Below are 14700 nucleotides of genomic sequence, written 5' to 3' on the forward strand. Positions count from 1 at the left end.
CCTCCGGTGACAATATCGCGCAAAATGATAAGTATAGAAGGCTGACAGGGGCGGGAGGATTTTGAGAGGAATCTGGTGAAAATGCCGGGGGGCGGCTTCGCCTTACCCGGCATATAAAACATAAACGGTGCTGCGATTACGACACGTGCTGGAGGAATTCCTGCAAACGCTGGCTTGGCGGATTATCAATCAAGGTTTGCGGGTTACCGTCTTCGGCAATGCGGCCCTTATCGATGAAAATCAGTCGCGAGGCCACTTTTTCGGCAAAGCCGATCTCGTGGGTCACGATAACCATCGTCATCCCTTCTTCCGCCAGATCCTGCATGACCTTCAGCACTTCGTGGCGCAGTTCCGGGTCGAGCGCCGAGGTGGGCTCATCGAACAGCATCATCTTCGGCTTAACCGCCAGCGCACGGGCAATCGCCACGCGCTGCTGCTGGCCGCCGGAGAGCTCTGACGGGTAGTGATGAGAGCGCTCGGCCAGACCGACTTTCGCTAACAGCTCTTTCGCCAGCTTCTCTGCCGCCGCTTTGTTGGCCCCGCGCACGCGCAGCGGGCCAAACATCACGTTTTCCAGCGCCGTCAGGTGCGGGAACAGGTAGAACTGCTGGAACACCATGCCCGCTTCCTGGCGGATCAGGCGTTCGTCGACTTTCGGGTCGTTGACCTTCAGGCCATCGACAATCAGATCGCCGCTGGTAATCTCTTCCAGCTTGTTGATGCAGCGCAGCAGGGTCGATTTACCGGAGCCGGACGGTCCGATGATCACCACCACTTCACCCTGCTGGATGTTCAAATCAATATTGTGCAGCACCTGGGTTGGGCCAAAGTGCTTGGAGACGTTTTTAAATTCAATCACAGGATTTTCATCCTTCTTTCCAGACGACGCAGAACAAAGCTCAGAGCCAGCGTAATAATCAGATAGACCACCGCCACGGCGCTCCAGATTTCCAGTGCGCGGAAGTTACCGGCAATGATCTCCTGGCCCTGGCGGGTCAATTCTGCGACGCCGATAACAATGAACAGCGAGGTATCTTTGATACTGATGATCCACTGGTTACCCAGCGGTGGCAGCATGCGGCGCAGCGCCAGCGGCAGGATCACGTGGCGAATGGTTTCGCGACGCGACAGCCCTAACGCCAGGCCCGCTTCGCTAAAGCCTTTGTGGATCGACAGTACCGCACCGCGAGTGATCTCGGCGATATAAGCGCCGGAGTTGATCATGATGGTGACCACCGCCGCACTGAACGGGTCAATGCGCAGATCGTTAAACGCCATTGGCAGGGCGAAGTAGATAAACATCACCTGCACAACGATCGGCGTTCCGCGGATCACTTCGATGAAGACCAGTGCAACGTGGTTAGCAATCCAGCCGCCGTAGGTGCGGGCAAAACCGGCGACGAGGCCGATAAATAACCCGCCGATCAGACCGAGGACCGAAATCCACAGGGTCATTTTGGCGCCTTCAAGCAAAAGAGGAATGGCGGGCCAGATGGCGCTCCAGTCAAACTCCATGATGTGTTCCTGTATACCGTGGTGAAAATAACAGGGGGCGAAGGACGCCCCCAGGATAATGGCTTAGCTTAATTATTATTTTGGCTCAACGCCGAACCATTTTTTATAAATTTCGTTATAGGTGCCGTTGTCGCGCAGGGTTTTCAGCGCGCCGTTCACCTTGGTACGCAGATCGTCGCTGCCTTTCGGGAACGCGATACCGTATTCCTGCGCTTCCAGAGACTCACCTACTGCTTTGAACTTGCCATTACCGGCAGTTTTGATGAAGTACAGAATGTTTGGCGTGTCGTGCAGCACGGCGTCAGCACGGTTGGTGCCCAGTTCCATGTACGCGTTATCGATGTTCGGGAACTGACGCAGGTCTTTGGTTTTGATGTTGGCTTTCGCGTAATCAACAGAACCGGTGCCGCTCTTCACCGCGACCACTTTGCCGTCGAGATCTTTCGCGCTTTTCACGTCGTTGTTGTCGGCTTTCACCATCACCAGCAGGCCGCTTTTGTAGTAGCCGTCAGAGAAGTCGATAGCTTTTTTACGTGCGTCAGTAATGGTGATACCGGCCAGCGCCACGTCAACGTTTTTGGTTTGCAGTGCCGGGACGATACCGCTGAAGTCCATTGGCTTGAGGTCGTAATCCAGCTTCAGTTCTTTCGCGATGGCCGCCCACAGGTCGACATCAAAACCTACGTACTGGTCGCCTTGTTTAAATTCGAACGGTACGAAGGCGGTGTCGGTGGCGACAATCAGTTTTTTATCCGCAGCCTGAGAAGAAACCGCAAAAGCCAGGGTAAGTGCAGCCAGTGAAACTTTTAATACAGACTTCATAGCATTTCCTTTTATATCCACGGGGCGATCCCCTGCGAGAACGAACGGTTGTATGAAAAAATCGTGCCAACTTTATAACCGGTTGTTTTGCTGAGGGTAACACGCAATTCATTGCACAAAAAGTGTAGCAATAAGGGCTTGTTGCACCATGATGGAGCGCTATTTTGGTGCAATCCACCTTTATCACCAACGGTTATGCTATTTAGCGCAAATATTGACGGGAAAACAATCTTTCGTTAACGATTGTGTGAGGTGATTATTACAAATATTTTACGTTTACGGCGAGGAAGGGGGAAAGGGCTGCACTATAAAAGTGCAACACCCCCGCCGGAGGCGAGGGTGTTATCAACAAGAGTATTGGATTATTCGATATTAGATTCGATAAACCACAGGAACTTGTCGAGGTCGCGAGAGGCCGCAGTCAGGATATCGGCAGTGTCTTCGTCTTTCGCTTCGCCAATCGCTTTACGCACATCGTTGGCAACCACCGCGTAACGATCCGCCAGCTCTTTCAGGTGATCCTGCACGCTGTGAATATCCAGCGGGTAGCTTTTCAGCGCGGTTTTGCTGTTGATGACCTGAGTGGTACCCAGCGCCACGCCGCCGAGCTGCACCGCGCGCTCTGCCATGGTGTCCAGATGCTCGGTCAGCGCAGTACGGAAACCGTCCAGCATTTCATGCACCGCAATAAAGTTGGCGCCGCGCATATTCCAGTGGGCCTGTTTAGTAATCAGTGACAGGTCAATAAACTGGATCACCTGGCGATTCAGCAACTCAATCGTCGCTTTCTTTTCGCTGTCTGAGACATCGTTACGGGTGTAAAGCAGACTTGGTGCTTTGGTTTTGACCAGTTTAGCAGTACTCATAATGTCATATCCTCTTGATGTGTTGTCCCAGTAATTAACGAAATCAAGTATAGCACCGGCATCAGATATTGCGATTGGGTGCTGCCTATCGGTTTAATAGTGAGAAGGTGTTTGAAGTCGTTAAGGCTATGATTTTAAGTTGTAATTTATATTGAAGGGTAAAATTATCTTATTTATATAAGACGGGCTGGGGTGTGAGGAAATATTTCAGAGTGATGACAAATTATGCTGATAAATAAGGTGCTCGGGTATCAAACTGTTATTCTGCACGCGGATAATCCCGCATGCAGAATAACGTGCCGCTAGCGGATATCCACCTCTTCGACCTTGCTCTCCCGGCGCAGGGTGAGCGTTGAGCCCATCGAGGCGGCAATGATTGAACAGAGCGCCAGGGTCTGAGTAAAGGTCAGCGTTTCGCCAAGGAACACCATCCCGGACATTGCCGCAAGCGCAGGCTCCATGCTCATCAACGTGCCGAAAATCCGCGTCGGCAGACGCGTCAGGGCGATCATCTCCAGCGAGTAGGGCAGCGCGGTGGAGAGTATTGCCACGGCCAGCCCCACCGGCAGTATCGACCACTGCCAGATAGACTCCGTCGCCTGGGCCATGCCAAGGGGAACAAATACGATGGCGGCGATCAGCGACCCCAGCGCCACGGTGGCAGGGCCGTGCTCTTCCCCGGCGCGTTGCCCGGTGAGGATATAGACCGCCCAGCAGGCACCCGCCCCCAGCGCCAGCAGCGCGCCGGTTAAATCGATCTGCGAGACGTCCTGGCCCAGCGGCAGCAGGAACCACAGCCCCAGCACCGCCAGTATCACCCAGACAAAATCCACCGCCCGACGGGAGGAGAACAGCGCCACCGCCAGCGGGCCGGTAAACTCCAGCGCCACGGCAATCCCCAGCGGGACGGTCTGAATTGACAGGTAAAAGAGGTAGTTCATCGCCCCCAGCGACAGTCCGTACAGCAGCAGAGGCAAACGCTGCTCTTTCTTAAACCGCAGACGCCAGGGTTTGAAAATCACGATCAGGATCAGCGTACCTAACGCAATACGCAGCGCCGTCACGCCCTGAGCACCTATAACCGGGAAGAGCGATTTCGCCAGCGATGCACCGCTCTGGATTGAGAGCATGGCGATAAGAATAACGACGATAGGCAACCAGACTGGCGCCCTGCGAGACAACCCAGGCATCCTTTCTCCTGTCAATTTATGTCAAAGGGAGTAAAGGGAGGAGTGTAAAGGAAATAACGCCGGGCGGTTGAGACTTTGTTGAAAAAAAAGTCGCCAAGAATCCGTAGAATGGCGGCGGTCAGATGGATAATTCGCCAGACAGATTAGGAATTGTCTGGATGAATGTATCGTCACTGGCGCGCAAAATTAGTGTTTTGAAATATAAATTTAGTGTTTTTTGAAAGAGATAGCTGACAGTGGAAATGTTTAGTTACAGGAAAATCCGCGTTAGACATCACGATCGAGAAAGAGTTTCACCGGTTTATTTGATATATTTAAAACTTACGGATTTACTTGAAGCACATTTGAGGTGGTTATGAAAAAAATTGCATGTCTTTCAGCACTGGCTGCGGTTCTGGCTGTTTCTGCAGGTTCCGCTGTTGCGGCGACCTCTACCGTTTCTGGCGGTTACGCTCAGAGCGATATGCAGGGCGTGATGAATAAAACCAACGGTTTCAACCTGAAATATCGCTACGAGCAGGATAGCAACCCACTGGGTGTTATCGGTTCCTTTACCTACACTGAGAAAGATCGTTCTCACCAGGACGCTTATAACAAATCTCAGTACTACGGCATCACTGCTGGTCCTGCTTACCGTCTGAACGACTGGGCGAGCATCTACGGTGTTGTGGGTGTGGGTTACGGTAAATTCCAGAGCAATGAAAACCAGGCCCTGGCACACACTGAAAGCACCAGTGACTACGGCTTCTCTTACGGCGCAGGTCTGCAGTTCAACCCAATCGAAAACGTTGCGCTGGACTTCTCTTATGAGCAGAGCCGCATCCGTAGCGTTGACGTTGGCACCTGGATCGCTGGCGTAGGCTACCGTTTCTAATCACTTCGGTGAGCCAATTAAAAATCCGCCTCAAGGGGCGGATTTTTTTTTGCACGAACGTCTTCCTCTCCTCTTTGGGGTGTACAGGGAAGAGGGTTGGGGTGAGGGGGAACATGTGACTGAGGTGGCGGTTCCGTTCACTTTACGTTCCTTGCTACTCTGAACGTACCGAACCGGTGAACGTGCCATGGCGGCTCAATCGCCGCCGCCCGGGCTACCGGCAAGAAAATCGCCGCTGCGCGGATTATTCGCCCCATCCATGGGGCTCACCCCTCTCGGCGCGTCCCTGCGCCTCGCCCCGGCCTTACGAAAACGCTTCGGCGATTTACAGCCGGACCAGGGCGTCGCTGTAACCTTTTTGAATGTCTTAACGTTATTCGATTGCTTTAAGAGTAAAAATACTCGGACACTTCAGCCCCATGGGTGGGATTATCAGGTCGCACGACCCTACCGGCTTTTGGTCTCGAACACGTCGGTTCCCAGATGGTTATAGTCAACTTTCTGTAACTTGAAGTTGGTAACATAAACCGGCGGCGCTTTGTCATTCGACATAAACCGATAAGGGGTGTCGATCTCTTTCGCGCGGATCCCCGTCCACTGCGAGAAGAAGCTCAGGAAATCGTTCGCAGAACGGCGCGTTTTGATGATGCGATGCGCTTTGTCATCGCTGGAGAGCACCATAAACGGCACCTGGAAGTTCTGCTGGAAGCCGTCGTCGTGCGCCAGATACTGTACCTCTTTCCCGCGCTCTTTGAAGGCCAGCCCGTGATCGGAAAAATAGACCATCGAGAAGCTGTCGCCCGTGTTCTGCAGCCGGGTATACAGCTTGCTGAGCAGGTCGTCGGTCTGGGTCATGGTCTGCAGATAGCAGGACGTCTCTTTCGACTGCACAAACTCCGCGTATTTCCCCTGAGTGCGATCGCAGGCCTGCGGGTGTGAACCCATCAGGTGCAGCACGATCAGCTGCGGCTGAGTACGCTGGGTGCTGAACACCTGCGCGGTCATTTTCAGCAGCGCTGTATCCTGCGTATTCTTATCCGCTTCAAAATCCCCGCTTTTCAGGAACTGCGCTTCGTCTGCGCGGCGGGCGATACTGGCGATGGCGGTATCGTATTCGCCAATCTGTCCCTGATTAGAGAACCACCAGCTCTGGAATCCGGCGCGGTTGGCCAGGGTCACAAAGTTGTCCTGATACTGCGGCTTGTTGTCCACCACCCGATTAAGGGTCAACCCCAGCGACTTTTGCGTTGAACCGCTGGCGGCAATGTAATCGGTAAACAATGCACCGTTCACTTTGCTGGCAAACGGGGTGTTATCCCAGTGTCCGCCAAAGGCACCCAGCGCATCGCGACGAGCGCTTTCACCGATCACCACCATATAGATGTGGTATTTCGGTTTCACCGCCAGCACGTTCCAGGTGTCCTTGATCTGCGACAGGGCGCTCATCCGCGCCTGTTCATCCAGCACTTCCTGGTTGTTCACCACCACGTCTTTCACAAAGCGAAACACCGGGTAGCCGGTATCTTTCAGCTTGAACACGCCGCCCCAGGCCAGGTTCTGCACCGGCGCGACAAAAAAGGTCGCCACGCTGAACACCAGACACAGGGTATCTAATTTACCCCACACTTTTTTCGGCTGCGGCTTACGTCGCACGGCAATTACGCCAAGGGCAAAGATAAACAGGCCCACCACGTAGTTGTACCACGGGAAAATGGTCAGAATTTCCGTCGACTCTTCCATGTTGGTGGAGTGCATCGCCAACAGGGTATTAAAGTTTGGTGAGCCGTAGGCCTGAGAGAACGGGAAATACAACGCGGCGATCAGCGAGCACAGCCCAATCACGCCTTTCTGCAGGCGCGGTGTGCGCAACCAGAGCAGGTGCAAAATACAGGTGAACGCCACCGCATACAGCAGACTGAACGAATAGCCCGACGCAAAGTTAATCAGCAACGATTGTAAAAAATAGAATCCCGTCCACGGGCTTAAGGCCCGACTGCGGGTAATGAGCGTGTCTTTCAGGGTTAAATTCATAGGTCACTGTCGTGAAAACGCCATGTGCTCACCCTGGCGCCAAGGGTCAAAACCTGCCTGAGAATGCGTAGAAGGGGAAGTGAGGTCCGCGTCTGCGAGCCGCAAATAGTGCAGGGCTGCAAGAAGATAGAGCCAGTGGCGTTCCAGGTCAATAGTTATAAAGTGGGCGATATGAGAAGAGGATTACAATTCCGTAAAAAAGATCGGGGGATAACGTTCAAACGGACAGTTTACAGGGGGTTGATGACAAAAAAATGACGCGGCGTACCGGGACGCCGCTTAGCGTGAAGGTTTGTCGTTCTGCTGAGGTTTGCCGTTAATAATGTCGCAAATCATATTCAGCAGCATTAAGCGTACTTTAAAGGGAGAGTGGCTAAACACGTGCATACACCTCTTGAATTCGTTCATGTGACCTCCTGTTGAGTGATCCCTCCGATCCGTGAAGGGTGACTGCATTACATACAGATATAGCACAGGCTATATTGTATAGCCAAGGCTATTACGTTAATTTTTTGTGCTTGTGTAGTGATGGTTTACAATGGCCGCCCGTGTATTGATTTGCTGGATGCGTCATCCGCAAGAGGAAGCACCAATGAACCGCCGTGCAGGTAAACCAATAACTAAAAAAATGACGCAACTGGTCAATGTTGAAGAGCATGTCGAAGGCTTTCGTCAGGTCCGCGAAGCGCATCGTCGGGAGTTGATCGACGACTACGTTGAGCTGATTTCCGATCTGATCCGCGAAGTGGGCGAGGCCCGTCAGGTGGATATGGCCGCCCGCCTTGGCGTCTCCCAGCCAACGGTGGCAAAAATGCTCAAGCGTCTGGCGACGGTGGGGCTGATCGAACTGATCCCGTGGCGCGGGGTATTTCTGACCGCAGAAGGGGAGAAGCTGGCGCAGGCGAGCCGCGAACGCCATCAGATCGTCGAAAACTTTCTGTTGGTTCTCGGCGTCAGCCCGGATATCGCCCGCCGCGACGCCGAGGGGATGGAACACCACGTCAGCGAAGAGACGCTGCAGCAGTTTCACGCATTTACCCTTAAACACGGATCGTCCGCTGAATGACCCTTCCTGGCTTGCAGGCGCTGGCCCGCGATCGTTTCTTTCATCTTTTACTGGTTATCGGCGTGGGGCTCAGTTTTCTGGTTCCCTTTGCGCCGTCGTTGTGGCCTGCCGCCATCGACTGGCACACCATTATTACCCTCTCCGGGCTGATGATGCTGACCAAAGGGGTCGAGCAGAGCGGCTTCTTTGACGTTTTAGGCCGCAAGCTGGTGCGCCGTTTCGCCACCGAGCGGCGGCTATCGCTGTTTATGGTCTTCTCTGCGGCGCTGCTGTCGACTTTTCTGACTAACGACGTGGCGCTGTTTATCGTGGTACCGCTAACGTTGACGCTGCGTAAGCTGTGCGAGATCCCGGTCAACCGGCTGATCATCTTTGAAGCGCTGGCGGTCAATGCCGGGTCGCTGCTGACGCCGATTGGCAATCCGCAAAATATCCTCCTGTGGGGGCGATCCGGGCTGTCGTTTGCCGCCTTTAGCGGGCAGATGGCGCCGCTGGCGCTGGCCATGATGTTGACGCTGGGGCTGGTGTGCTGGTTTGCTTTTCCGGCAAAAGCGCTCAACTACCATAGCGGCGCGTCCGCGCCGCAGTGGAAACCGCGCCTGATCTGGAGTTGTCTGGTGCTGTATCTGGTCTTTCTGGCCGCCCTTGAGCTGAAGCAGGAACTGTGGGGAGCCTTGCTGGTGGCGGGCGGTTTCTTACTGCTGGCGCGACGGGTGTTGATCAACGTGGACTGGACGCTGCTGCTGGTGTTTATGGCGATGTTTATCGACGTGCATCTGTTGATTCAGGTTCCGGCGCTGCAGGGGCTGTTACACAGCGTCGGTGGGCTCTCGCAGCCGGGGCTGTGGCTGACGGCCATCGGCCTGTCGCAGTTTATCAGCAACGTTCCGGCCACTATTTTACTGCTTAACTACGTGCCGCCAACGGCGATGCTGGCGTGGGCAGTGAATATCGGGGGCTTTGGTTTGCTGCCGGGGTCGCTGGCTAATCTGATTGCCCTCAGGATGGCGAACAATCGCCGCATCTGGTGGCGTTTCCACCTGTGGTCGCTGCCGATGTTGCTCTGGGCGGGGCTGATGGGATACGGATTACACCTTCTTCTGCAGGCGTAAGATAAAAAAAAGCGGGCTATTCAGCCCGCTTTTTTATTGTCTGTAATGCAATTAGTTCAGACGAACCGGCATACCGGAGCGGTTCTGAATCGCCTGATCGACAACCGTGGTGTCCACATCCTGCTGGCTGGTGATGGCCTGCACGTTGCTGGTCAGGGTGACCGGGACGGTAACGTTGTTGTTGATCTGCTCTTCGCTGGTGGACAGCGGGTTATGCACTTCGAGGTAGCGGCTGCCATCCGGCTCGGTTGTCGCTTTCACCGGCTCGTTAATGAACTGCACGCGGGTGCCGACCGGCACGTTCTCGAACAGGAATTTGATATCGTCGTTACGCAGACGCACGCAGCCGTGGCTCACGCGCAGGCCGATACCGAAGTTCGCATTGGTACCGTGAATCGCGTACAGGCGACCGATATACAGCGCGTACAGACCCATAGGGTTATCCGGGCCAGCCGGAACAACGGCAGGCAGCGGCTCGCCTGCAGCGATGTATTCCGCGTGCATTTTGGCGGTTGGCGTCCAGGTTGGACCCGCTTTCTTACGCTCAACTTTGGTGGTCCAGTTCATCGGCGTATCTTTGCCTAACTGACCGATACCGATTGGCAGCACGATGACGGTGTTGGTGCCTTTCGGGTAGTAGTACAGACGCATTTCGGCGCTGTTAATGACGATGCCTTCATGGACAGTGTCCGGCAGGATCAGCTGCTGAGGAATGTTCAGCACCGTGCCGCCTTTTGGCAGGTACGGATCAACGCCAGGGTTGGCTTCCATCAGGTTGGAGAGGCCCAGCTGGTATTCAGCGGCAAAGTACTCAAGCGGCTGAGAATTGCCTTCCTCAATGGTCACGACCTGGTTCTGTCCGACCAGACGGCTACCGTCGGTTGGCAGTGGATAGGTGACAGCAGAAGCGGTCTTGCAAAACCCTACTACGGCAAACGCCACTGCAAAAAGCGATGTTAATTTCATATTCATGGTGTGCGAGGTATCTGTGCCACTACGGCATGTAGTTAAAGGTATGAACGGTTTAGCCGCGCATTATATGTGCATTCACCGCATCATGGAATTCGGATGTGTACTAAATCACACTTTTTTCGATATTAATAACCTTTAGACCCACGTTGTTACACGCGATCTCGTTCTGGAATTGTGGCATAATGCCGGGTTTATCACACTTCTTGCAGGAATTCCCCGTGTTAGTTACCAGCAACATCACTATGCAGTTTGGCAGTAAGCCGCTGTTTGAAAACATTTCCGTCAAATTTGGCGGCGGCAACCGTTACGGCCTGATTGGTGCCAACGGTAGCGGAAAGTCCACCTTCATGAAGATCCTCGGCAACGATTTAGAGCCGTCGCTGGGTAACGTTTCTCTCGATCCGAACGAGCGCATCGGTAAGCTGCGTCAGGATCAGTTTGCTTTTGAAGAGTTCACGGTGCTCGACACGGTGATCATGGGTCACGGCGAACTGTGGGAAGTGAAGCAAGAGCGCGACCGTATCTATGCGCTGGCCGAAATGAGCGAAGAAGACGGCTATAAAGTGGCCGACCTTGAAGTGCTGTACGGTGAGATGGACGGTTACTCTTCTGAATCCCGCGCGGGCGAACTGCTGCTGGGCGTGGGTATCCCCGTTGAGCAGCATTACGGTCTGATGAGCGAAGTCGCGCCGGGCTGGAAACTGCGTGTTCTGCTGGCGCAGGCACTGTTCTCCAATCCAGAAATCCTGCTGCTCGATGAACCGACGAACAACCTGGACATCGATACCATTCGCTGGCTGGAGCAGACGCTGAACGATCGCGACAGCACCATGATCATCATTTCGCACGACCGTCACTTCCTGAACATGGTTTGTACCCACATGGCGGATCTGGACTACGGCGAACTGCGCGTCTATCCGGGCAACTACGACGAATACATGACCGCGGCCACCCAGGCGCGTGAGCGTCTGCTGTCTGATAACGCCAAGAAAAAAGCCCAGATTGCTGACCTGCAATCCTTCGTCAGCCGCTTTAGCGCCAACGCCTCTAAATCGCGTCAGGCAACTTCTCGTGCGCGTCAGATCGATAAGATCAAGCTCGACGAAGTCAAAGCGTCCAGCCGTCAGAACCCGTTCATCCGCTTTGAGCAGGACAAGAAACTGTTCCGTAATGCGCTGACCGTCGAAGAATTGTCGAAAGGTTTCGACAATGGCCCACTGTTTAAAAAATTCAATCTGCTGCTGGAAGTGGGCGAGAAGATTGCCATTCTCGGCGCTAACGGCGTGGGTAAAACCACGATGCTGAAAACGCTGATTGGCGAGCTGGAAGCGGATCACGGTACCGTTAAATGGTCCGAGAATGCGCAGATTGGTTACTACGCTCAGGATCACGCGGACGAGTTTGATAACGATCTGACCGTCTTCGACTGGATGAGCCAGTGGAAGTCAGAAGGCGATGACGAGCAGGTGGTACGCAGCTTCCTCGGTCGCCTGCTGTTCAGCCAGGACGATATCAAAAAGCCGGCGAAAGTACTCTCCGGTGGTGAGAAAGGGCGCATGCTGTTCGGTAAGCTGATGATGCAAAAACCGAACATCCTGGTGATGGACGAACCGACCAACCACCTGGACATGGAATCGATCGAATCGCTGAACATGGCGCTGGAGATGTATCAGGGCACCCTGATCTTCGTCTCTCACGACCGTGAGTTTGTCAGCTCGCTGGCGACCCGCGTGATTGAAGTTACGCCGGAGCGCGTGGTGGACTTCACCGGTAACTACGAAGATTACCTGCGCAGCAAAGGCATCGACAACTAATTTCCCGTCGTCTTTCGCGCTGCAGCCAACCCAGCTGTAGCGCGAAATATTGTGGGATAGGGCTACACCACCCACTCACTCCCTTCAACGCCATTCACCCGCAGCTTGCGTTGTTCACCCGCCGTTAACGACACCTTCAGCGCTTTCCAGGCCGGACGATAATCCCCGCGAGAGGTCACGTTCAGGTTGATGGTTGCGCCATCGCACACCATTTCCCATTCTACCCACAGTGCGTTTCCTTTTTGATAACCCCAGCTTTCGCCGTCATCTTCAAACAGCAGACCAGACGTTGTACCGACGCCTTTCAGCGGGAACAGCTTCAGTTCACGGGCATCATCTTTCTCGGCTGACACATGAGTAATGCGTTCGCTCAGCGGTAAACCCGCCCCGGCACGCACCATTAACGGCAGTTTTTCCAGCGGGGCGTCACGGGTGATCCACTGGCCGCCGGAGAACCACTCATGGCTGTAAAAATCGTACCAGCCGCTTTCATTGTCCGGCAGCCAGATACGGCGTTCGCGCTGGGCGGCCTCGACGACGCTGGCGACTAACACATCGCGGCCCAGCAGGAAATCATCGCACTCTTCGAAGGTCTGCTGGTCATGCTCGTGATCGAGGAAGGTCGGACGCAGCATCGGCTCATCGTCGGCATGCGCTTGCCAGAGCAGGGTATACAGATACGGCAGCAGGCGATAGCGCAGCTCAATCGCACCACGAATGGCAGGGGTGACGCCCGGATACATCCACGGCTCGTTCACTGTGCGATCGTCATTCCACGAGTGAATGGTAAAGCGCGGATGCATCACGCCGTTTTGCACCCAGCGCACGAACAGTTCCGCGTCCGGTTTATCGCCGGAAAAACCGCCGACGTCGTGGCCCACGTTAAACAGACCGGACAGGCTCATACCCAGCCCCATGCGAGTGTTGTAGCGAAGCGTGTCCCAGTTGGTGCGGTTATCGCCGCTCCAGGTCTGCACGTAGCGCTGCATCCCGGCGCAGCCGGAGCGGGAAATCAGGTAAGGACGTTTTTCCGGCGCGAAACGCTGCTGCGCTTCCATCGAGGCACGCATCATCAGCAGCGGCATCACCGGGCGAATGTGCTTGATGGCAATTTCCTGACCAAAGCCGTGGCAGCGCGCTTCGCCATCCCACACTTCAAACTCGTTGTTATCGTTCCAGGTGGAATCGATGCCCATTTCCAGCAGCTGGGTGGTGACGCCGTTCTGCCACCACTCGACGGTTTTGGGATGCGTAAAGTCGAGGTGCGAACCTTCATCATCCCAGAAGCTGGAACGCTCTGGCGCGTCGGTTTCAGAATCGCGAATGAACAGTCCCTGTTCCGCCACTTCGTTGTAGCGCGGATGATCCTGCAGCAGGCACGGCTTGATGTTTGCGGCTAACTTCAAACCCGCATCGTGGAACGCCTGGCTCATCACCTTCGGCTGCGGCACTTTGTCATGGTTCCAGTTAAAGACGTAGCGCTTGCCGTTAATCGAGGTATAGCCGGATGAAAGCTGGAACGAATCGCACGGGATCGCGTGCTCTTCACACAGGCGGATAAAGTTCATCAGCTGGTTCTGTGCATCCGGCGCGTCGGTGTAGTGCATGGTCGAGCCACTGTAACCCAGGCTCCATTTTGGCCCGAACAGCGTTTTGCCAGTCAGACGGACAAAGGCTTTGGTCACATCCAGCACGCGTTTGCCGGTAAAGATATAGTAATCGATATCGCCCGCTTCGGCCTGCCAGCGACGGTAGGCGGTATGGTAGTTGTCGATTTCGTTGCCGAGATCCAGCCAGCAGCTGCTGAGGTTGTCGTAAAACAGGCCGTAGCTCACGTCGTCGCGGCGGGCGATGGTAAACGGAATGTGTTTGTACAGCGGATCGGTGCTGACCGCGTTGTAACCCATCGCATCGAGGTTACGCATCTCAAAGCGCTTGCCGTTACGCTGCAAATCACCCGCTTTCTCGCCCAGACCATAAAAGCGTTCGTCCTTGCGACGGCTCAGGTAGTGCGCCACGCCGTCGCCGTGCGCATTGAGCAGATAGGCGCTGGTGGGGCGGTCGTTAACCAGTTCCTGCCACGCACCGGCTTCATTGCGATACTGCCACTCCAGCCACAGCGGCTGATGGACGGTCACGCGCAGATGTTCAGTGGCGACGGTCAACGTCTCGTCGGTGTGGGTCAGCGTCCAGCAGGGGCAGGTAAAACCGCTGATATCGTCACGAGAACGGCCTTCCCACGGCACATCTTTTTGTGGGGCAATGCTCCAGGTTTTATCCAGTGCCAGCTCGCCTTTGCGCTTAATCAGCACGCGGAACAGGTTCTCTTCCAGCACATACAGGCACAGGCGATGCTGATTATCGACCAGCAGTTCCAGATGGTTCGCCGACTGCTTATCCAGGGTCCAGTTCTTCAGAGTTTTCATACGTCTCACATC

At 54.7% G+C, this 14700-nt stretch carries 13 protein-coding genes; 4 read left to right on the forward strand and 9 right to left on the reverse strand.

Annotation, left to right across the window (positions count from 1 at the left end; translation table 11 throughout):
• Positions 1-136: 136 nt before the first annotated feature.
• From glnQ to rhtA, 5 genes are all read right to left on the reverse strand, one after another.
• Entirely contained in the window at positions 137-859 is a 723-nt protein-coding gene (gene glnQ / locus M8013_RS18590; protein WP_271269262.1) for a glutamine ABC transporter ATP-binding protein GlnQ, read from the reverse strand.
• A complete protein-coding gene (gene glnP, locus M8013_RS18595; protein ID WP_271269263.1) occupies positions 856-1515 on the reverse strand; it encodes a glutamine ABC transporter permease GlnP in 660 nt (219 codons plus the stop codon). Before glnP ends, glnQ begins: the two co-directional genes overlap by 4 nt.
• Before the next feature lie 75 nt (positions 1516-1590).
• Positions 1591-2337: a glutamine ABC transporter substrate-binding protein GlnH gene (gene glnH, locus M8013_RS18600; protein WP_271269264.1), complete on the reverse strand. Its 747-nt coding sequence runs from the start codon at positions 2335-2337 to the stop codon at positions 1591-1593.
• 362 nt (positions 2338-2699) lie between these two features.
• Positions 2700-3203, reverse strand: a complete 504-nt coding sequence (gene dps, locus M8013_RS18605; RefSeq protein WP_271269265.1) for a DNA starvation/stationary phase protection protein Dps — start codon at positions 3201-3203, stop codon at positions 2700-2702.
• A 302-nt stretch (positions 3204-3505) separates the two neighbouring features.
• Entirely contained in the window at positions 3506-4393 is an 888-nt protein-coding gene (rhtA, locus tag M8013_RS18610) for a threonine/homoserine exporter RhtA (RefSeq protein WP_271269266.1), read from the reverse strand.
• Between the two features lie 355 nt (positions 4394-4748).
• On the opposite strand from rhtA, the gene ompX reads away from it, so the two are divergent.
• On the forward strand, positions 4749-5267 hold the full coding sequence (gene ompX, locus M8013_RS18615; protein WP_271269267.1) for an outer membrane protein OmpX: 519 nt from the start codon (positions 4749-4751) through the stop codon (positions 5265-5267).
• Between the two features lie 447 nt (positions 5268-5714).
• On the opposite strand, the gene M8013_RS18620 is transcribed toward ompX, so the two are convergent.
• Both M8013_RS18620 and mntS read right to left on the reverse strand, forming a co-directional pair.
• Positions 5715-7298, reverse strand: coding sequence for a phosphoethanolamine transferase (locus M8013_RS18620; protein ID WP_271269268.1), 1584 nt, complete (start codon positions 7296-7298; stop codon positions 5715-5717).
• Between the two features lie 279 nt (positions 7299-7577).
• Positions 7578-7706: a manganase accumulation protein MntS gene (mntS, locus tag M8013_RS18625; RefSeq protein ID WP_271269269.1), complete on the reverse strand. Its 129-nt coding sequence runs from the start codon at positions 7704-7706 to the stop codon at positions 7578-7580.
• Between the two features lie 184 nt (positions 7707-7890).
• Here mntS and mntR point away from each other — a divergent pair, with 184 nt between their 5' ends.
• Both mntR and M8013_RS18635 read left to right on the forward strand, forming a co-directional pair.
• Positions 7891-8364: a manganese-binding transcriptional regulator MntR gene (mntR, locus tag M8013_RS18630; RefSeq protein ID WP_271269270.1), complete on the forward strand. Its 474-nt coding sequence runs from the start codon at positions 7891-7893 to the stop codon at positions 8362-8364.
• Positions 8361-9476 (forward strand): anion transporter, encoded by a 1116-nt coding sequence (locus tag M8013_RS18635; protein ID WP_271269271.1) that lies wholly within the window; start codon positions 8361-8363, stop codon positions 9474-9476. Before mntR ends, M8013_RS18635 begins: the two co-directional genes overlap by 4 nt.
• 51 nt (positions 9477-9527) lie before the next feature.
• Here M8013_RS18635 and ldtB read toward each other — a convergent pair whose 3' ends face one another.
• Positions 9528-10448 carry a L,D-transpeptidase gene (gene ldtB / locus M8013_RS18640; protein WP_271269272.1) on the reverse strand — a complete coding sequence of 307 codons (921 nt, stop codon included), beginning with the start codon at positions 10446-10448 and terminating at the stop codon, positions 9528-9530.
• A gap of 218 nt (positions 10449-10666) precedes the next feature.
• Between ldtB and M8013_RS18645 the strand changes: the two genes are divergently transcribed.
• The gene (locus M8013_RS18645) at positions 10667-12262 is read left to right on the forward strand and encodes an ABC-F family ATPase (protein ID WP_271269273.1); all 1596 of its coding nucleotides are present in this window, start codon (positions 10667-10669) and stop codon (positions 12260-12262) included.
• 62 nt (positions 12263-12324) lie between these two features.
• Here M8013_RS18645 and M8013_RS18650 read toward each other — a convergent pair whose 3' ends face one another.
• On the reverse strand, positions 12325-14688 hold the full coding sequence (locus tag M8013_RS18650; protein ID WP_271269274.1) for a glycoside hydrolase family 31 protein: 2364 nt from the start codon (positions 14686-14688) through the stop codon (positions 12325-12327).
• Positions 14689-14700 lie beyond the last annotated feature (12 nt).

Origin of the sequence: Silvania confinis, assembly GCF_025564085.1 — a bacterium.
Lineage (GTDB): Bacteria > Pseudomonadota > Gammaproteobacteria > Enterobacterales > Enterobacteriaceae > Enterobacter > Enterobacter confinis.